Genomic DNA, 18,081 nt, shown 5'->3' on the forward strand with positions numbered 1-18,081 from the left:
CTACTTTCCCCAGAGTGTCCATCATGGCGTGCACGCGCCCTCCCCGTAGCCGGGGTCCTGGTATGTCGCCACGGTCGCCTTCACCCGCGCGGCCCTGGCGCCCTCAGGTGCGGCGGTGTCGGATGCATAGTTGAAGTCCGTCCACTCCCAGCCGCCCGTCGGCACGCCGAAGATGTCCTTCTCAGGAATCTCGTAAGCAAGCACAAAAGAATCTGGCGCCACACCGGCGTTGTTTGGCGCCGTGAGCTGCGGGAGCTGCGCGGGGGCGCAGGAGGCGACGTCGGCACGGGTGTCGATCGGAACAACGGCCGCGGTAGCCGCCGATTCAGGCCCGCAATACGTGTCAGAAGCGTCCCTACAGGCGCGAACGGTCACTGAGAAGGGTGTCCCGTATACGACAGACCCGAACTCCGTCAACCAGTCCCCTCTTGATACGTTCTTCCAGTCATCGTTCGCACTTAGGCGGTACTGGAACTTGTTCGCGATTCCGGGCGCGGCGATGGAATCGATACGCACGTCGAACTGTCCAGAATCAGAACGCGCGGCCACTTCTAACGTGGCGGAGGCCTGACCGGGGGGGCGCTTCGCTTCAATCGGCGGTGTGGACCCGACCGAGCAGAAGAATCCGTTGTAGGCGTACACGTGATAGGTGTACTGCCGACCATCGTCGAACTCAGTGTCTTCGTATGGCGAACTCTCGACAGCTGCGGAAGTAGGACACGACCCGGCGCCTTCGCCAGTCGACCGCGCGACAAAATACTTCACGTTCTCCTGAGCAACGCCGTTAGGAGAACTCGGCGCCCATTCGACGATGATCCTGCTAGTGCCTGAAGGGTCTCGAGTCATTGATGCGTGAGGCTCCGGGGCGCTTGGTGCCCCGACTGTCCGGGTCACCGGAGAACTTGTGCGCGCCCACTGGTCGTCAGATTGAACTTGCGACGCGTTGCGCGCGAATACGGTGACAACCACCGTGACATTGGGCGGCAGGGTGATGCCGCGCGCCGAGGTCGACAGGCTCGTCGTGCCGGCCGACACGTCGAAGCGCTCGTCGATGCCGGCTCCGCTGATCTGCACGCCGTAGTTGCGCACGGCGCTCCCCGCCCCGGTGTCCGGCACGGCCGGCCAGGAGATCCGCAGGTCGCCCTCGGCGGCCGATGTCGCGACGGCGTTCACGGACGTCGGCGCCGGCGGCACGTTGTCGGCGCTCAGCGGCACGCTGGGAGCGCCGGCGGCCGAATCGCCGACCGCGTTCGTGGCGATCACCTGGAAGCGGTAGCTCCGGCCGAGCTCGAGGCCCTGCAGGCGGCACAACGTCTGGGTGCCGCAGTCGAAGGAGTACCCGCCCTCCGTGCTGACGACGCGGTAACCGGTGATCGGCGCGTTGTTGAAGGCGGGCGGGGTGATCCGCAGCGTCAACTCCCCGCTGACGAAGCCGCCCTGGCGTTCCGGAGCCGCCGGCGCGTCGGGCACGTCCTGCACCGACACCGTGACGAGCCCCCACACCGTCCGGTCCGGATCGCCCGTCGCATCCGTCACCTGGTATTGCAGCGTCGTGTCGCCCGGTGTCGCGCTGTCCGCGACGGTGACCGAGAGCCGGGAGTTGTCGGAGCTCGGCGAGATCTGCACTCCGCGTGGCACGCCGGCGTCGAGCCCGCGGATGGCGGTGACCCGCAGCGCACTGCCGGGGAAGGGGTTGGTCGCCTCGTCGTTGGCGAGCACGTCGATCGTCGTCGACGCGCCACGGCGGGCGAGTCCCTGGTCGGGTGCCGGGCGGGCGAGAGGCCGCGTCGATGCGACGACGTTGAGGGTGATGCGCCCGGGCTGGCCGGCGTTCACCTCGTCACGTACGCCGAGGCCGACCGACGCGGAGGTGCCCTTCACGGCGCTCTCGTCAGCCGTGAGCGTCAACCGCTGACCGTCGACCCGGGCGGTGAAGCCCTGCGGCGGCTGCACGACGGAGTAGGCGAGCTCGTCGAGGTCGTCGTCGTACGGATAGCTGGTGAGGCGCACGAGGTCGATGACCTTCTGCTGACCGGGCTCGAACTCGATGACGCCTCCGGTGAACGCCGGCGGCTGGTTCTCACGGGGTTCGACCCGGATGGGCAGCACGAGGGTCGCCACACGGCCCCGCGGATCGTCCGCGGTCGCCCCGTCGGTCACCTCGAACGAGATGGACGCCGGGCCGAAGTAGCGGTCGGCCGACACGAAGCGCAGCGTCGTCGAGTTGACGACGAGATCACTGCCGTCGGAGTGCGTCGCGCGCACCGAGCTCGTGTCGGTGAGCCGCACGCCCCGGCCGCCCACGGCGAGCACGCGATCGTTGAGGTCGATGGTGAGCGTCTCCTCGCTCTTGACCACGAGCGGCGGGGCGGTGCGATCCAGCTGCGGCAGCGCGTCGTCGAGTCCCGGCACCCAGATGAACGCGTAGGAGCGCACGGAGTCGTCGTCCGGATGGGAGACCGAGAAGGGGATGATCTGGCTCTTCGCCGTGACGGCCACCCGGATGCGCTTGTCGGCCGTCACCTCCGCGGATCCGCCCCATCCGGGCAGTACCCGCACGCCGAGGTCGCGCACGTCACCCTCGGCGAAGAACACGTTCCGGAGCACATCGACCTCGAGCTGTTCACGATCGAGCACGTCGGAGAGGGTGAGCACCGTGTCGTCGGCGAGCGGATGCGCGAGCGGCGCCTCCGGATCGACGATCACGCGCACGAAGTTCGAGCTCGTGCCTCCCACCGCGTTCTCGATCGTGTAGACGAGTCCGTAGGCGCCCGGAGCGGACGGGGGCGTGACCCGCACGACCGTGTCGTCGATGATCTCGGCGGCGATGTCGGCGGAGTTCGGCTCGACGGCGGCCACCCGCAGCTCCCGGCCGTCCGGGTCGGAGTCGTTGCCGAGCACCTGCACCGAGATGGAGCCGCCCGGGCGCATGAACACCTCGTCCTCGATCGCGACCGGATTGCGGGCGCCGTCCGAGCGGGGCACGATGCCGACCCGCACGGTACCGACCGCCCGGGCGCCGAGGGAGTCGATGACCGAGTAGGTGAAGCTGTCGGTTCCCGCGGAGTAGTCGCCCGCCTCGTACTCGATGACGTTCGACTCGACCGAGACGACCGAGCCCTTCTCGGGGTTCGTCTCCTGTCCGAGCAACTGCACCGAGTCGCCGTCCGGGTCGATGCCGGTGAGCGGCACCTCGACGCGCACGGTCTCCCCCGCGAGTACGCGCGCGGTGATCGGCCGCGGCACCGGCGGGGCGTTGACGTCGGGGTTCGCCTCGCGCACGGTGATGCGCACCTCGGCCTGCGCCGTCTGCTCCGACGGTCCGCCGATCTGGTAGACGGCGGTGTACACCCCGGCGGCCTCGGGGGCGAGGTAGCGCAACCGGTCTCCGGAGGCGAAGAGCAGTCCCCCGCCGTCCGGCACGCCGCGCACGAGTGCGGGAAGCAGCCGCACCTGCTCGCCGTCGGGCTGCTCGTCGTTGGCGAGCACCGGGATGTCGACGACGTCGCCGACGCGCACCGATGCGGTGTCGTCGCGGGCGATGGGCGGTTGCAGCTGGTCGGGGTTCGGGATCTCGACGACCGTGATGCTGCCGTCGGCTTCGGCGAGTCCGTTGCTGATGCGGTAGCCGAACGTCACCGGACCCTCGAGCGGCGCGGTAAGCGTGACGCGCACCCGCGACTGGGTGAGGACTTCGGCGCGCACACCGGAGTCGGGGGCGAGACCGCTGACGCCGGTCACGACGAGCACGCCGCCGGCCGGGTCGCGGTCGGTGCCGGCGATGTCGAGCGTCTCGCTGTTGAGGGTGCGCACGAAGACGGTCTTCGGCGTCGTGACGGGCGGGGTGTTCGGGTCCGGCGGGGCGGTGACGTCGACGCGGATACTGCCGGTGGCCGTCTGGTCGCCGTCGGTCACGACGTAGTCGAGGTAGTGCACGCGCACCTCGCTGCTCACGAAGGTGAACGTGCCGTCGTCGTAGTTGGGCACGATCGTCGCCCCGGTCTTCTCCGGCACGGCGCTCAGGGTCACGGTGCCGCGGCCGCCGCGCACGTGCTTGAGCGGTTCGATCGTCTTCTCCTCGCCGGCGTACGCGGCTTCGGGGAACGAGTCGGCGATGAGAGTCGTCGTGTCGCGCACCGTGATCTCGAGCGAGCCCGTACCGCTGTCGCGGCCGTCGCTCACGGTGAGCGCAACCGACCGGCGGTCGCCGCCGCCCCCGCCCTCGATGAAGCGCACCGAGCCCTCCGGCTTGAAGGTCGCCTGATCGGGCGCGGTCGCGACCGCCGCGGTCAGATAGAAGGGGTCGGCGTCGGGGTCGATCCAGTCGCCGAGCACGTGGCTCGTGACGCGCAGCGTCGGCATGACCTCGGCGCGGGTGGGTCGAACCTGCGCGGGCGCGGAATTCTCGTCCGCTCCGCGGACGGTGACGGTCGCGACGGCGCTCGCCGTGCCGCCGCGCCCGTCGTCGATGGAGTACGGGATGGTGAGCACCCCGGTCGCGGTCGGCTCGAGCGTGAGCTGCAGCTGCTGCCGTTGCGCGATGACGTCGATGCGCCCGAGCGACTCGTCGACGGCCCCGACCTCGGTGATGACGATCACGTCGCCGTTCGCGTCGTAGTCGTTGAGGAGCACGGGAAGGATGTTCGACCGCCCCGGTCGTGCGCCGAGGTCGTCGTCCACCGCGACGGGCGGCAGCTGGGTCTTCTCCGTCTCGGGCGGGGTCGTCGTGTCGTTCTCGGTGACCTCCTCCTCGTCGCGCTCCTCGTCGATGAGGTCGGCCCAGTTGTCGATGTGCTGGCCGGCGGCCTGAACGGCCCACGCGTCGCCGGCGGTCGCGTCGTTGAGCACGATGTGGGTGCCGTGCGCGGTGAAGCGCAGCTCCGGGTTCGACGCCATGCCGCTCAGCCGGAGCGTCTCCGCCTCGCCGCAATCGCGCCACGCGACGCCGCCCGCCCAGGCCGCGAAGTCGCATCCGTCGAGATGCTGCGGCCGCGCCGCCTCGCCCGCCCCGTCGATCTCGGCCACCACGGGGTCGCCTCCGAACGGCGCCGCGACGACGCCGCCGTCGAAGGCGACGAGCACCCGGTCGCCGTCGGCCGACGCGGTCTGCAGTTGCGGGGAGCCGTCGGCCGGGATGAGGTCGGAGAGGTCGATCGACTCGCCGTCGACGACGAGCTCGCGCGAGTCCCGGTCGAGCACCGCCCATCGACCGGCGACGGTCGTCACCTGCACGTCGTCGGCGTCGTCGAAGCCCGGATCGTGGGTCGATACGACGCGCGCCGTCGAGTCGGTGTCGACGACGGACACCTGCCCGAGTTCCGGCGAGTACACGACCGCGCGGCCGCGCTCGTCGACGGCGGCGACCGAGTCGGCGCCGAGGGCGAGATCGGGTTCACCGGCGGCATCGAAGGTGTCGAGCTCGCTCGCATCCGTCGCCCACAGTCCGCCGGAGCCGCGTTCGTGCACGACGACGCGATCACCGGCGAGGAACACCTCACCCTCGTCCGGCGGGAGCGGGATGCTCTCACCCGCCTGCGCGGTCGCGGGGTCGATGACCTCGAGGCGCGCGTTGGCCGCGTCGTGCACGAGCACGGTCGAGCCGTTCTGCAGCACGTCAAGGTCGCTTCCGGCGAGCGGGAGCACCGTGTCGAGTTCGAAGACCTGGGTGTTCGCGCGACCGACCGCCTGCTGGGAGCCGTTCACCACCCACACCGAGCCGTCGTCGAGGTCGACGCGCTGCTCGACGTATCCGTTCGAGGTCAGCGCGACCGAGGCCACGAGAGCCGCGACCACGGAACCGCTCGTCAGCGTGGCGACGAGGGAACGGTTCCCGGCGATCCATGCGCCGATCCTCACGACTCAGCCCGACGCATCCGCGCACTTCTCGCCGCTGGTCCGGCCGGTGCGCCCTTCACGGTTGACCGTGACGGTGATGCACACGCGCTCATCGGGGGCGGCGTCGACCACGTAGCGCGAACCCTGCTGAACACTCGACGTGCCTCCGGCGACGTCGACCTGGTAGCTGTCCCCCTCGGCGAGACCGGGGTCCGCCCACGAGAACTCGACCGCTCCGCTCTGCCGTTCGGCCCGGATGTCGGCCACGACGGGGATCTCGTCGGAGCCGGCGCGGATGAGCACCCACGTGGCCATCGCGCCGAGTCCGATCACGAGCACCGCGCTCGCGACGAGACTCCACGCGAGCACCTGCATGCCGCGGGTCTGCTGCGCGGGGCGCGTGCCGGTGGAACGCGGACCGGGCACCTCGTCCCGCAGCACCGTGCCGACCGAGCTGTACGCGCCCGCCGCGGCGGCCGGCCGACGGCGTCGACGACGGCCCGCCGCGGCGACGGGAGCGGAGGCGCCGCGCACGCGGGTGCGGTCTTCGAGGTCGGCGACGGTCGCGAGCGCCCAGTCGTCCATCGCGACCTCGATCGCGGTCTGCGGCACGCCGAGTTCGCTCTCGACCTGCTGGAGCTCGTGCACGAGTTCGAGCACCGACGCGGGGCGGTCCTCCGGCTTGCGGGACATCGCCCGGCGCAGCACGCGCTCGAGCGAGGCGGGCACGTCGGGCCGGTCGATCGGCTGCGGCTTGCCCTTGTTGATGCGCGACATGAGGTCGGTCGACGAGTTCGCCCCTCCGACGATCTCGAACGGCGAGCGACCGGCGAGCAGCGAGTACACGGTCGCGGCGAGCGACCAGACCTCGGTCGCCACGGTGCCCGGGGTCTCGTCCATGAGCACTTCGGGGGCGGACCACGGGATCGACATGCCGACGGAGTCCTGGTGCTGCGATTCGCTGAGGGTCGCGGCGATGCCGAAGTCGGAGAGCACCGGATGCCCGTAGGCGGTCATCAGGATGTTGGAGGGCTTGATGTCGCGGTGCAGCACCCCCTGGCGATGGGCCGTCTCGACGGCGCTGCCGATCTTGACCGCGACCCGGAGGACCTCGGGCACCGGCACGCGCTCCCGGCGGTACCGCTCGCTGAGCGACGACGAGCACAGCTCCATGACGAGGTAGGGGCGCCCGTCGGCGGAGACGCTCGCCTGATAGACGGTGAGGATCGACGGATGCGCGCTGAGCTGGGCCATGAGGTTGGCCTCGGCCTGGAACATCTGCCGCACCTGGTCGTTGACGACCTCCGACAGCATCACCTTGACGGCGACCTGCCGCCGCGGCATGTTCTGCTCGTAGAGGAACACGTCGGCGAACCCGCCGGATCCGAGGATGTGCAGGTGGGAGAACCCGGGCAGCACGGGAGGCTGGGACGGCAGACGACGCACCACGAGAACCCCCTCCTCGGCTCGGGAAACTGCCTCATTGTAGGCAGGCAAATGGCCGATCAGGACCGACTTACCCCCGAACGGGGGGACGTGGTGTCCAGCTCGTTCCCAGCCGGGGCGTCGAGCACGTCGAGCACGATGACGCTGATGTTGTCGCGGCCCCCGGAGGCCAGGGCGGCGTCGACGAGGGCGTGTGCCGTCTCCTTCGCGGCGAGGCCGGCGCCGAGGTGGAGGCTGAGCCGCTGGCGGTCGACCTCCTTGGTCAGACCGTCGGAGCAGACCAGCAGCCGCATGCCCTTCTCGATGGGCAGCAGCCAGTTGTCGGGCTGGGGTCGCACGTTGAACCCGACGGCGCGCGTGATGACGTTGCTGTCGGGGTGGAATTCGGCATCGTCGGGGTGCAGCACCCCGGAGTCGACGAGCTCCTGCACGATCGAGTGGTCGACGGTCACCTGGGCGAGTTCGCCCTCGCCGTAACGGTAGACGCGGCTGTCGCCGATGTTGAACACGGCGAAATACGGGTTCCCGCTCTGCAGCACGAGGGCGGCCCCGGTGACGGTGGTGCCGACGCCGAGCTCCCCCTCGTCGGCGATCCCGCCGATGTCGGTCGTCGCGGACTCGAGAGCCTCGACGAGTTCGTGCAGCTCGAGGTAGGGCTCTCCCGCGATCTCCGACAGCCGCGCGACGACGGCGGCGCTCGCCAGATCCCCGGCGGCGTGGCCGCCCATCCCGTCGGCGACGGCGAAGATCGGCGGCTCGGCGATGAGGCTGTCCTCATTCGCGGCACGACGCAGACCGACGTTGCTCACCGAGGCCCACGACAGCACGATGCGCTCGTCGCGGCCCGGCACCGTCACCTCGTGCCGCTCCGAATTCCGGCCGAGTTGTGTCACCGTCGATCTCCCATGGCCCTCAGAGCCTAGCCGAGCCGCTCGCGCCCGAGCACCTCGACGGCCGCGCCGTCGCCGAGGTCGAGCACGGTGCCGGGCGTCACGACGACCGATTCCCCCGGTCGCATCATGCGCGGAGGCGCCCCGGGGGTGGACAGCCGCGTGCCGTTCGTGGAGCGCAGATCGGTGACGACGAGGGTCGTGCCGGAGGGCCGGATCACGACGTGGGTCGAGGAGACCTCGCTCGTCGGCGACGGCACCGTCACCAGCCGGGGCGGCACCGGGCCGGGCACCCGGGGCGGGCTCGGCCGACGGCCGATGAGCACGACGCCGTCGACCGGCACGACCTCGTCGGCGATCCGCAACCGGTATGCGGCGGCCGGAGCTGCGGGCGGCGGCGCGACCGCCGGCGGGCGTGCAGCGGGAACCACGGGTGCCGGGGCGGTCGAACGCACGAGCACCGTGTCGTCGACGTCCGCGGCCGCGCCGCGCGCCCGGAGCACCGTGTCATCGGTGTCCGGCGGGGCGCCGACCCCGCGGTCCGGCGCGCCCGCCGGCCGCAGGACGGTGTCGTCGAGATCCGGCTCGTGCTCGGAGCGCGGGCCGCTCACTCGCCGATGTACGACATCACGTGCTTGATGCGCGTGTAGTCCTCGAAGCCGTACGCCGAGAGGTCCTTGCCGTATCCGGAGTGCTTGAAGCCGCCGTGCGGCATCTCGGCCACGAGCGGGATGTGGGTGTTGATCCACACGCAGCCGAAGTCGAGGTGCTTGGCGAACCGCATCGCCCGGCCGTGATTGGAGGTCCACACGCTCGAGGACAACCCGTACTCGACGCCGTTCGCCCACTCGAGCGCTTGCGCCTCGTCGCGGAACGACTGCACGGTGATGACCGGCCCGAAGATCTCGTTCTGGATGGCGTCGTCGTCCTGACGCAACCCGGTGACCACCGACGCCTCGTAGAAGTAGCCGCGGTCGCCCTGACGGGCACCGCCGAGCCGCACGTCGGCGTGCGAGGGCAGCGCGTCGACCATGCCGGCGACCCGGTCGAACTGGTCCGCGTTGTTGAGCGGTCCGAACAGCACGTCCTCGTGCGGCGCGCCGGTGCGCGCGTTCTCGCGCGCCCAGGCGACCATCGCGTCGACGAACTCGTCGTGCACGTTCTCGTGGACGAGCACGCGGGTGGCCGCCGTGCAGTCCTGCCCGGCGTTGAAGTAGCCGGCTGTGCCGATGCCCTCGACCGCCTTGGCGATGTCGGCGTCGTCGAACACGACGACCGGTGCCTTGCCCCCGAGCTCGAGGTGCACGCGTTTGAGGTCGCCGGCCGCCGCCCGGGCGACCTCCATGCCGGCCCGCACGGATCCGGTGATCGACACGAGCTGCGGCGTGCGGTGATCGATCATCGCCGCGCCCGTGCCGCGATCGCCCGTGATGACGTTGAGCACGCCCTTGGGCAGGAACTCGGCCGCGACCTCGGCGAGCAGGAGCGTCGACGACGGCGTCGTGTCGCTCGGCTTGAGCACGGTCGTGTTGCCCGCGGCGAGCGCCGGGGCGAACTTCCACACGGCCATGTTGAGCGGGTAGTTCCACGGCGTCACCTGCCCGACGACGCCGATCGGCTCGCGGCGGATGAAGGAGGTGTGATCGGCCATGTACTCGCCGGCCGACTTGCCCTCGAGGTTGCGGGCGGCGCCGGCGAAGAAGCGGATCTGGTCGACCGAGACGAGGATCTCGTCCTCGATGAGGCTTCCGCGCGGCTTGCCGGTGTCCTTCGACTCGAGGTCGGCGAACTCCTCCGCGCGCTTCTCCACCGCGTCGGCGATGCGGAACAGGGCGAGCTGCCGCTCCGCGGGGGTCGTCTCGCCCCACAGCTCGAAGGCCGCGGCGGCGGCGCGGTACGCGGTGTCGACGTCGGCGGCGGTCGAGACCGGGGAGGTGGCGTAGACCTCCTCGGTCGCCGGGTCGACGAGGTCGATCGACGACTCGGCCGAGCTGTCGACGTAGCGGCCGTCGATGAAGTTGCGGAGTTCGGTCATGCGAACCATGATGACCCACCCCGCTGCGGGATGCCACTACGGATTCCGGCGGATTCGACCCGTTCGGGTTGCGGATCCGCTTGTCTGAGCCCGGTCGCGCTGACAGAATCGACGCATGAGCGCCCCGGGCCGCCCTTCCGCGAAACCGATCACCCTCGACGACGTGTCGAAGGCGATCATCGAGCAGCTCCAGGAGGACGGTCGCCGTTCGTACGCCGAGATCGGCAAGGCCGTCGGACTCAGCGAGGCGGCCGTGCGGCAGCGCGTGCAGAAACTGACCGAGTCCGGCGTCATGCAGGTCGTGGCCGTCACCGATCCGATGCAGCTGGGCTTCTACCGCCAGGCGATGATCGGCATCCGGGTCTCGGGCGACACGACGATCGTGGCCGACGAGCTCGGGCGGCTGCCCGCCGTGGACTACGTCGTGCTCACGGCCGGCAGCTTCGACCTGCTCGTCGAGGTCGTGTGCGAGAACGACGACGACCTCATCGAGCTGCTCAACCGCCGCATCCGCGGCATCGAGGGTGTCCAGTCCACCGAGACCTTCGTCTACCTCCGACTGCACAAGCAGTTCTACAACTGGGGAACCCGATAACCATGACCACCACCGAACAGCCCGTCACGACGGTCGGCGACGCCGACCTGCAGCAGAAGGCCAAAGACCACCTCTGGATGCACTTCGCCCGCCAGTCGGTGATGGAGTCCGGATCGGGTGTGCCGATCATCGTCAAGGGCGAGGGCCACCACATCTGGGACACCCAGGGCAAGCGGTACATCGACGGCCTCTCCGGACTCTTCGTCGTCAACGCCGGTCACGGGCGTCGCCGGCTCGCCGAGGTCGCGGCCCGGCAGGCCGAGGAACTGGCCTTCTTCCCGCTGTGGTCGTACGCGCATCCGTCGGCCATCGAGCTCGCCGATCGTCTCGCCGCGTACGCGCCGGGCGATCTCAACCGGGTGTTCTTCTCCACCGGCGGCGGCGAGGCGGTCGAGACCGCGTTCAAGCTCGCGAAGTACTACTGGAAGCTGCAGGGCCGCCCCACCAAGCACAAGGTGATCTCGCGGGCCGTCGCCTACCACGGCACCCCGCAGGGCGCCCTCGCGATCACCGGCATCCCGGCGATGAAGCAGATGTTCGAGCCCGTCACCCCGGGCGGCTTCCGCGTTCCGAACACGAACTACTACCGCGCCGAAGAGATGGGGTTCACCGCTTCGACGAGCTCCACACTCGGGGCGGAGGAGCAGTTCGGCCTCTGGGCGGCCAACCGCATCGAGGAGATGATCCTCTTCGAAGGCCCGGAAACGGTCGCCGCGGTGTTCCTCGAGCCGGTGCAGAACTCCGGCGGATGCTTCCCGCCGCCTCCCGGGTACTTCCAGCGGGTGCGTGAGATCTGCGACCAGTACGACGTGCTGCTCGTCTCCGACGAGGTCATCTGCGCGTTCGGGCGGATCGGGCACATGTTCGCGTGCGACGAGTACGGCTACGTGCCCGACATGATCACGTGCGCGAAGGGCATGACGAGCGGGTACTCCCCCATCGGCGCGACGATCGTGAGCGATCGCCTCTACGAGCCCTTCAAGCACGGCGACACGTCGTTCTATCACGGGTACACCTTCGGCGGGCATCCGGTCTCGGCCGCGGTCGCCCTCGAGAACCTCGACATCTTCGAGGAGGAGCGGCTCAACGAACGCGTCCGCGAGAACTCCCCGGTGTTCCGCTCGACGCTCGAGCGGCTGAACGACCTGCCCATCGTCGGCGACGTCCGCGGCGACGGCTACTTCTTCGGCATCGAGCTCGTGAAGGACAAGGCGACGAAGGAGACCTTCACCGACGAGGAGTCCGAGCACCTGCTGCGCGGCTTCCTCTCGAAGGCGCTCTTCGACGCGGGCCTCTACTGCCGGGCCGACGACCGCGGAGACCCCGTCGTGCAGCTCGCGCCGCCGCTGACGACCGGCCCCGCCGAGTTCGACGAGATCGAGAGCATCCTGCGCGGAGTCCTCACCGAGGCCTGGACGCGGCTCTGAGCGGCGCGGCGGCGGAGCGCTCCGGATACCGGGCACTCAGCTTCTGGCACGACTCGGTGCCGGAGCCGCTCGCGCCGCGGGAGCCGCTGAGTCCCGGGGAACGAGCCGACGTCGCGATCATCGGCGGCGGTCTCACCGGGTTGTGGACGGCGTACTACCTCACGGAGCTCGACCCGTCGCTCGAGATCGTGGTGCTCGAGAAGGAGATTGCCGGCTTCGGCGCATCCGGGCGCAACGGCGGCTGGTGCAGCGCGCTGTTCCCGCGCTCGGCGTCGTCCCTCGCCCGCGCGCACGGCCGTGATGCGGCGATCGCGATGCGCCGGGCGATGATCGACACCGTCGCCGAGGTCGGCAGGGTCGTCGCCGCAGAGGGCATCGAGTGCGACTTCGTGCGCGGCGGCACCGTGTCGTTCGTGCGGGGTCCGGCGCAACGCCGCGCCGCGCAGCACGAGCTCGGCGAGGCGGCGGCGTTCGGGGTCGACGAACTCGAGTTCCGCAGCGGGCCGCGCGACCACGTGTTCGACCCGCACTGCGCTCGTGTGCACCCGGCGCGCCTCGTGCGGGGACTGGCTCGCGTCGTGGAAGCCCGGGGGGTGCGCATCCGCGAGCAGACCGAGGTGCTCGACTGGGCACCGGGGCGCGTCAGCACCGCGCTCGGCGACCTCGAGGCCGGCGCGATCGTCGTCGCGCTCGAGGGGTACTCGGCGACGCTTCCCCGCACGCGCCGCGAGGTGCTGCCGCTCTATTCGCTCATGATCGCGACGGAACCGCTCCCCGAGTCGACCTGGGATGCGATCGGCATCGCGCACGGACAGACCTTCACCGATTACCGCCACCTCCTCGTCTACGGCCAGCGCACCGCCGACGACCGCGTGGCGTTCGGCGGCCGTGGCGCCCGGTACCACTGGGGCAGCAGCGTGCGGCCCGGATACGACCGCGTCGACCGGGTGTTCGAGCATCTGCGCAGCGCCCTCGTCGACCTCCTGCCGGAGGTCGGGGATGCGCGGGTGAGCCACCGCTGGGGCGGACCGCTCGGAGTTCCGCGCGACTGGCACGCGTCGGTGCGGTTCGACCGGGACACGCGCATCGGGTCCGCGGGCGGCTATGTGGGCGACGGCCTCAGCACCACGAACCTGGCCGGACGCACGCTCGCCCGGCTCATCACGGGCTGGGACGACGAACTGACCCACCTCCCCTGGGTGCAGCACCGTTCCCCGCGCTGGGAGCCGGAGCCGTTCCGTTTCGCCGGCGCGAACGCGGGACTCCTCGCGATGACCGCCGCCGACGCCGAGGAGCGACTGACGCGTCGCCCGTCGCTCGCCGCACGGCTCATGGGTCCGCTCGTCGGGCACTGACCCGGCCGGTCCCTGAGCCTGTCGAAGGGCCCGTCCTGAGCCTGTCGAAGGGCCCGTCCTGAGCCTGTCGAAGGGTCGCCAGGTTAAATCTTCGTGACACGTCAACGAAATGGGGAATGAATCGTCGCTCCATGCGATTGCATGGAGTCATGAGCATCACGACAGACATCCACCCGCAGTACATCGTCGGCACCTGGCGCCTCGACCCGACCCACTCCGAGATCACCTTCTCGGTGCGTCACCTCGCCATCAGCAAGGTGCGGGGCACGTTCGAATCGTTCGATGCGACGATCGTCACGGCGGAGAACCCGGCCGACTCGACCATCGAGGCCACCATCGACGTCGGGTCGATCAACACGAAGCAGAAGGACCGCGACGCCCACCTCCGCACGAGCGACTTCTTCCTCGTCGACGAGCACCCCACGGCGACCTTCCGCTCGACCTCCATCTCGGGCACGCCCGACGACTTCCAGGTCACCGGCGATCTGACGCTGCGCGGCGTGACCAAGTCGGTCGTGCTGACCGGAGAGTTCGGCGGGATCGTCACCGACGGCTACGGACAGACCAAGGCCGGCGCCACCGCCCGCACCAAGATCAACCGCCACGACTTCGGCGTCAGCTGGAACGCCGCGCTCGAGGCCGGCGGCTTCACCCTGGGTGACGACGTCACCATCGACTTCGACCTCCAGGTCGTGCTCCAGAAGTAGCGGTCCCGCAGGTGTCGGAGGGGTCGCGTCATGCGGCCCCTCCTTTCTTTCGCCCGGACGACCACTGAGCTAAGCTCGTGAGGTCCGCGCCCCCGATCGGAGCACCTCGTGATGATGTCGATACGCAAGCGCATCGCGCCGCCGGTTCCCGGCCGCGCGACAGCGCGCTAGTCGTCCCCCGCTAGCCCCGCGCGCCCCCGGGACCCGGCCCACTCCCCCAGTGGCCGGGCCAGCTCTGCTGTGCCCTCGTTCCGGAAGGCAGCGCATGTCGCGCACCCCGTCGAACCGAGCGCGGTTCTCACAGAATTTCCTGCACTCCCCCGAGGCGATCGAGCGCATCGTCTCCGTCGCACGGCCGCGCGGGCTCGTGCTCGAACCGGGTGGGGGCGGAGGAGCGCTGACCCGTGCCCTCACGCCGCACGCCACCGTCTGGACGTGGGAGATCGACCCGCGGTGGGCGGCCGTGCTCCGCGACCGCACCGATGCGCGCGTCATGCTCGGCGACTTCGCCCGCTCCCGCCCACCGGACCGCGACTTCCAGGTGGTCGGCAACATCCCCTACTCCGCGACGGCGCGCATCATCGACTGGTGCTTGCAGGCGAGGGGATGCCGCAGCGCCACCGTGCTCGTGCAGCTCGAGGTCGCCCTCAAGCGGTCGGGCGGCTACGGGCGGTGGTCGAGACTCACCGCCGCGACGTGGCCGACCCATCGGTGGAGCTACCACGGCAGGGTCGACGCCACGGCGTTCCGTCCCGTCCCTCGCGTGCACTCCGGCATCCTGCGCATCGAGCGCCGGGACCGTCCGGTGCTCGATGCGACCGGATCCCGCGTGCACGCGCGCGTCGTCGAGGCCGCATTCGGCGGCGCAGGGGGCAGCGTCGCGGCGTCTCTCGCGCGCACGTTCGGGGCGCGGAACGCTTTCGCCTGGTCGCACCTCGCCCGGGGGCGGGTCGCGTCGGGCGTGCACCCCGACGAATGGATCACCGTGGCCCGGCGGCTGGTCGCGCGCGGCGGACGTGACCGGTGAGCCGCCTCCCAGGCGTGCTGCCTAGCGTCGAGGCATCCGCCCGCTCGGAAGGAGCCCGCCGTGACCGCGACCGCGCTCGAGCACCGACCCACCTCGCCGGGCCGCTCCGCGCTCGCCCTCGTGCTGTTCCTCCTGATCGCCTATGCCGTCGCGGCGTTCGGATCGCTCTCGACGATCGCGAACGTCGACGGCTGGTACGCCGAGGCCGAGAAGGCCTCCTGGAGTCCGCCGAACCAGCTGTTCGGGCCGGTGTGGACCGTGCTCTACGCGCTCATGTCGATCGCGGCGTGGCTCGTCTGGCGTCGTCGCGACCGGCCCGGTGCGCGTGCGGCGCTCGCGCTGTACGTCGCGCAGCTCGTGCTCAACGCCGTGTGGACGCCCGTGTTCTTCGGCGCCTACCCGGCCCTCGGGCCCGCAGCGCTGTGGATCGCGGCCGCGATCATCGTCGCGCTCGACGTCGCGGTGCTGCTCACTATGCTGCGGTTCCGGCCGATCGACCGCCGGGCGGCCTGGCTACTGGTGCCCTACTGGGCGTGGGTGCTGTTCGCCACGACGCTCAACGTCGCCGCCGCCGTGCTCAACAGCTGAGCGCGGTCTCGCTCCAACGCACGCTCCCGGTCGCTCAGTCGAGCGGGAAGAGCTCGGTGATCCGGTCGAGCTGCTCGCCGTCCGGATGCCAGGCGTCCGCCGCGACGGCGTTGCGGGCGATCTGCTCCGGCGTCGTCGCCCCGGCGATCACGCTCGCCAGCTGCGGGCGCGACAGGAGCCAGACGAACGTCGCCTCGAGCATCCCGACGCCCCACTCCTCGCACAGGGACCGGAACCGCTCCACCGCATCCCACGGCACCTCGTCGAGCACGTGCGGGCGCTGCCTCATGATGCGACTGTCGGCCGGGCCGCCGTCGCGGGTGAACTTGCCGGTGAACACGCCGTTGAACAGCGGGAAGTAGGGCAGGAAGCCCATGCCGGTCTTCTCGAGCGCCGGCAGGAGCTCCCGCTCCACTCCGCGGCGGAGCAGGCTGTACTCGTTCTGCGCCGAGACGAATCGGGTGAGGCCGGCGGTGCGCGCGGTCCAGTCGGCGTCGACGGCCTGCCAGGCGTCGAGGTTGGAGTGACCGATGTAGCGCACCTTGCCTTCGCGCACGAGGTCGTCGAGCACCGAGAGCGTCTCCTCGATCGGCGTCGCCGGGTCGGGCGTGTGCAATTGGTAGAGGTCGATCCAGTCTGTCTGCAATCGTCGGAGCGAATCCTCGACGGCGAGGCGCACGTACCGACGTGACCCCTTCGCACCCCAGGCCTCGCGGGGACCGTGCCGGTCGCTGTGACCGAACTTCGTGGCGAGCACCACCCGCTCTCGGCGACCGCGCAGCGCCTCGCCGAGCAGCGTCTCGCTCAGTCCGAACTCCTCGCCATAGATGTCGGCCGTGTCGAACAGCGTCACCCCGGCGTCGATGGCTGAGTCGATGAGGGCCGTCGTCCCCTCTTGCGAGTAGCTCGCCGTGCCCGGTCGACCGAGGTTGTTGCAGCCGAGTCCGATGACCGAGACGCGCAGTCCCGAGGTGCCGAGGTTCCTGTACTCCATGGCACTCATCCTCCCCCACATCGCGATCCGGGCGTCCGTCCCCGATGTCCGAAATCCGCGAGTGGATGTCCGGGGCGCTCGTTACAGTCGGATCATGCTCAGCACCGCGACCCTTCCCGACGCGCTCCGTCGCGTCGACAGCCCCATCGGGCGCATCCTGCTCACCGGCGACGGCGAGGCCGTCACCGGACTGTCCATGCAACGTGCCGGAGCGCTCCCGCTCGATGACGCGCCCGAGCAGTCCGACGACGTGCTCGACGCCGCCGCGGCTCAGCTCACCGAGTACTTCGCCGGACGGCGGCGCTCGTTCGACGTGCCGGTCCGGCTGGTCGGCACGGACTTCCAACGCGCCGTGTGGGACTACCTCGCCACCATCCCGTACGGCGAGATCGTCTCGTACGGCGCCATCGGGCTCGCCACGGGCCGCCCCACCGCGGGTCGAGCGGTCGGCGGCGCCGTCGGCGCGAATCCGGTTCCGCTGCTCGTCCCGTGCCACCGTGTGCTCGGCATCTCCCGACGCATCACCGGCTACAGCGGCGGCGACGGCATCCCGACGAAGGCGTGGCTGCTCGCCCACGAGGGCATCGAGCACCGCGCGTGACCGACGACCCCGAGCGCTGCGGATGGGCGGGCACAGATCCGGAGTACCGTCGCTACCACGACGAGGAGTGGGGCTTCCCGCTGCACGGTGATCGACCGCTCTTCGAGAAGATCAGCCTCGAGGGATTCCAGGCCGGCCTGTCCTGGATCACCATCCTCCGCCGCCGCCCGGCGTTCCGGGAGCTGTTCCACGGCTTCGAGATCGATGCCGTCGCCGCGATCACCCCCGACGACGTCGACCGACTCATGACCGACACCCGCATCATCCGCAACCGGGCCAAGATCGAGGCCACGATCGGCAACGCGCGCGCGGTGCAGCAGCTCACGGCGCACGATCCGGGAGCGCTCGACCGTCTCGTGTGGTCGTTCGCACCGGTCGCGCACGCACGGCCCGCGACGCTCGCCGACATCCCCGCGGTCACGGCCGAGTCCACCGCGCTCTCGAAGGCGTTGCGGGCTCACGGGTTCCGATTCGTCGGTCCCACGACGATGTACGCCCTCATGCAGTCCGCCGGGCTCGTCGACGATCACGTCGCCGGATGCTGGCGTGCCGCCGAGGCGGCCGTCGGCGCGTAGGGAGCC

Annotated in this window: 14 protein-coding genes; 8 read left to right on the plus strand and 6 right to left on the minus strand. The window is 70.4% G+C overall.

Annotation, left to right across the window (positions count from 1 at the left end):
• Nucleotides 1-21: 21 nt before the first annotated feature.
• The 5 genes from CLV46_RS11335 to CLV46_RS11355 are packed head-to-tail and all read right to left on the minus strand — an operon-like array spanning nt 22 to nt 10,215.
• The gene (locus CLV46_RS11335) at nt 22-5,856 is read right to left on the minus strand and encodes an Ig-like domain-containing protein (RefSeq protein WP_100364867.1); all 5,835 of its coding nucleotides are present in this window, start codon (nt 5,854-5,856) and stop codon (nt 22-24) included.
• Between the two features lie 3 nt (nt 5,857-5,859).
• Nucleotides 5,860-7,284 (minus strand): serine/threonine-protein kinase, encoded by a 1,425-nt coding sequence (locus CLV46_RS11340; RefSeq protein WP_100364868.1) that lies wholly within the window; start codon nt 7,282-7,284, stop codon nt 5,860-5,862.
• 56 nt (nt 7,285-7,340) lie between these two features.
• On the minus strand, nt 7,341-8,174 hold the full coding sequence (locus tag CLV46_RS11345) for a PP2C family protein-serine/threonine phosphatase (protein ID WP_100364869.1): 834 nt from the start codon (nt 8,172-8,174) through the stop codon (nt 7,341-7,343).
• A 26-nt stretch (nt 8,175-8,200) separates the two neighbouring features.
• Nucleotides 8,201-8,782 (minus strand): FHA domain-containing protein, encoded by a 582-nt coding sequence (locus CLV46_RS11350; protein ID WP_100364870.1) that lies wholly within the window; start codon nt 8,780-8,782, stop codon nt 8,201-8,203.
• On the minus strand, nt 8,779-10,215 hold the full coding sequence (locus CLV46_RS11355) for a gamma-aminobutyraldehyde dehydrogenase (RefSeq protein ID WP_100364871.1): 1,437 nt from the start codon (nt 10,213-10,215) through the stop codon (nt 8,779-8,781). The genes CLV46_RS11350 and CLV46_RS11355 overlap by 4 nt, the downstream gene beginning before the upstream one ends.
• 106 nt (nt 10,216-10,321) lie before the next feature.
• Between CLV46_RS11355 and CLV46_RS11360 the strand changes: the two genes are divergently transcribed.
• The 6 genes from CLV46_RS11360 to CLV46_RS11385 all read left to right on the plus strand — a co-directional run bounded on the left by CLV46_RS11360 (nt 10,322) and on the right by CLV46_RS11385 (nt 15,905).
• On the plus strand, nt 10,322-10,801 hold the full coding sequence (locus CLV46_RS11360) for an Lrp/AsnC family transcriptional regulator (protein ID WP_100364872.1): 480 nt from the start codon (nt 10,322-10,324) through the stop codon (nt 10,799-10,801).
• A 2-nt stretch (nt 10,802-10,803) separates the two neighbouring features.
• Nucleotides 10,804-12,228 (plus strand): aspartate aminotransferase family protein, encoded by a 1,425-nt coding sequence (locus tag CLV46_RS11365; RefSeq protein WP_100364873.1) that lies wholly within the window; start codon nt 10,804-10,806, stop codon nt 12,226-12,228.
• A gap of 56 nt (nt 12,229-12,284) precedes the next feature.
• Nucleotides 12,285-13,583 carry an NAD(P)/FAD-dependent oxidoreductase gene (locus CLV46_RS11370; RefSeq protein ID WP_211282188.1) on the plus strand — a complete coding sequence of 433 codons (1,299 nt, stop codon included), beginning with the start codon at nt 12,285-12,287 and terminating at the stop codon, nt 13,581-13,583.
• Nucleotides 13,584-13,732: 149 nt separating this feature from the next.
• Nucleotides 13,733-14,290 carry a YceI family protein gene (locus CLV46_RS11375; protein WP_211282189.1) on the plus strand — a complete coding sequence of 186 codons (558 nt, stop codon included), beginning with the start codon at nt 13,733-13,735 and terminating at the stop codon, nt 14,288-14,290.
• Nucleotides 14,291-14,555: 265 nt separating this feature from the next.
• On the plus strand, nt 14,556-15,317 hold the full coding sequence (locus CLV46_RS11380) for a ribosomal RNA small subunit methyltransferase A (protein ID WP_100364874.1): 762 nt from the start codon (nt 14,556-14,558) through the stop codon (nt 15,315-15,317).
• A 60-nt stretch (nt 15,318-15,377) separates the two neighbouring features.
• Nucleotides 15,378-15,905 carry a TspO/MBR family protein gene (locus CLV46_RS11385; RefSeq protein WP_100364875.1) on the plus strand — a complete coding sequence of 176 codons (528 nt, stop codon included), beginning with the start codon at nt 15,378-15,380 and terminating at the stop codon, nt 15,903-15,905.
• Between the two features lie 34 nt (nt 15,906-15,939).
• Here CLV46_RS11385 and CLV46_RS11390 read toward each other — a convergent pair whose 3' ends face one another.
• Nucleotides 15,940-16,908, minus strand: a complete 969-nt coding sequence (locus CLV46_RS11390; protein WP_100364876.1) for an aldo/keto reductase — start codon at nt 16,906-16,908, stop codon at nt 15,940-15,942.
• Between the two features lie 85 nt (nt 16,909-16,993).
• On the opposite strand from CLV46_RS11390, the gene CLV46_RS11395 reads away from it, so the two are divergent.
• Nucleotides 16,994-17,500 (plus strand): methylated-DNA--[protein]-cysteine S-methyltransferase, encoded by a 507-nt coding sequence (locus tag CLV46_RS11395; protein WP_100364877.1) that lies wholly within the window; start codon nt 16,994-16,996, stop codon nt 17,498-17,500.
• Nucleotides 17,497-18,075 carry a DNA-3-methyladenine glycosylase I gene (locus CLV46_RS11400; RefSeq protein ID WP_100364878.1) on the plus strand — a complete coding sequence of 193 codons (579 nt, stop codon included), beginning with the start codon at nt 17,497-17,499 and terminating at the stop codon, nt 18,073-18,075. The genes CLV46_RS11395 and CLV46_RS11400 overlap by 4 nt, the downstream gene beginning before the upstream one ends.
• Nucleotides 18,076-18,081: the final 6 nt, after the last annotated feature.

Source organism: Diaminobutyricimonas aerilata, from assembly GCF_002797715.1.
In the GTDB taxonomy this organism is placed as follows: domain Bacteria; phylum Actinomycetota; class Actinomycetes; order Actinomycetales; family Microbacteriaceae; genus Diaminobutyricimonas; species Diaminobutyricimonas aerilata.

What these genes read in the sequence shown, in the direction of transcription:
- CLV46_RS11355 (WP_100364871.1), bottom strand. Translation starts at nt 10,215, where the DNA reads ATGGTTCGCATGACCGAACTCCGCAACTTCATCGACGGCCGCTACGTC.
- CLV46_RS11360 (WP_100364872.1), top strand. Translation starts at nt 10,322, where the DNA reads ATGAGCGCCCCGGGCCGCCCTTCCGCGAAACCGATCACCCTCGACGAC.
- CLV46_RS11365 (WP_100364873.1), top strand. Translation starts at nt 10,804, where the DNA reads ATGACCACCACCGAACAGCCCGTCACGACGGTCGGCGACGCCGACCTG.
- CLV46_RS11375 (WP_211282189.1), top strand. Translation starts at nt 13,733, where the DNA reads ATGAGCATCACGACAGACATCCACCCGCAGTACATCGTCGGCACCTGG.
- CLV46_RS11380 (WP_100364874.1), top strand. Translation starts at nt 14,556, where the DNA reads ATGTCGCGCACCCCGTCGAACCGAGCGCGGTTCTCACAGAATTTCCTG.
- CLV46_RS11390 (WP_100364876.1), bottom strand. Translation starts at nt 16,908, where the DNA reads ATGAGTGCCATGGAGTACAGGAACCTCGGCACCTCGGGACTGCGCGTC.
- CLV46_RS11395 (WP_100364877.1), top strand. Translation starts at nt 16,994, where the DNA reads ATGCTCAGCACCGCGACCCTTCCCGACGCGCTCCGTCGCGTCGACAGC.